The following is a 642-nucleotide window of genomic DNA, read 5'->3' as shown; positions in this document are numbered from 1 at the left end:
AACGGCTGCAGGATGTCCTTGGCCTCTGGATCAACGAGACGGAGAGCAATGCCTGGATGCAGATCTTCGACGAGCTGCGGGCTCGCGGCGTTAAGGATCTTGGCATCCTGTCCATGGATGGCGTGAGCGGATTGGAGGAAGGCGCCAAGGCTGTATTCCCGCATGCCACGGTTCAGCGCTGCATCGTACACCTCATCCGCAATTCCATCCGCTACATCCCACGCAAGCAGTGGAGTGCATTCACGAAGCAGCTGAAGCTCATCTATGGTGCCATCAACGTCAAGCAGGCCCGTCAGGAATTCGAGAAGTTCAAGACCGACTGGCAGGCTTATCCAGGCGCGGTCAGCGTATGGGAAAACAATTTCTCACACGTCGAGCAGCTCTATAACTATGGCAGTGCCGTGCGCAAGATCATGTACACGACCAATGCCATCGAGAGCGTCAACTCTAGCTTCCGCAAGGTGACCAAGAAAGGCGCTTTCCCCAACGAGGATGCAGTCTTCAAGATTTTCTACCTACGCATCCAAGAGCTCTATAAAAAATGGAAGGGTCGTCACGTCGCAAACTGGGCGATGGTCCGGAACCAGCTGCTCACTGGACGCATCGAGGATGTCTCAGCTTATGCAGCAATACGATSTKRCT

1 protein-coding gene is annotated in these 642 nt (G+C 54.5%); it reads left to right on the top strand.

Going from position 1 to position 642, the window contains the following annotated elements:
- The coding region (locus NM10_RS12845; protein ID WP_020311959.1) for an IS256 family transposase at window positions 1-642 on the top strand (642 nt) is incomplete at both ends.

Origin of the sequence: Megasphaera sp. NM10 (genome assembly GCF_000417505.1) — a bacterium.
Classification (GTDB): Bacteria; Bacillota; Negativicutes; order Veillonellales; family Megasphaeraceae; genus Megasphaera; species Megasphaera intestinihominis.
This window is presented reverse-complemented; position numbering and strand designations above follow the sequence as displayed.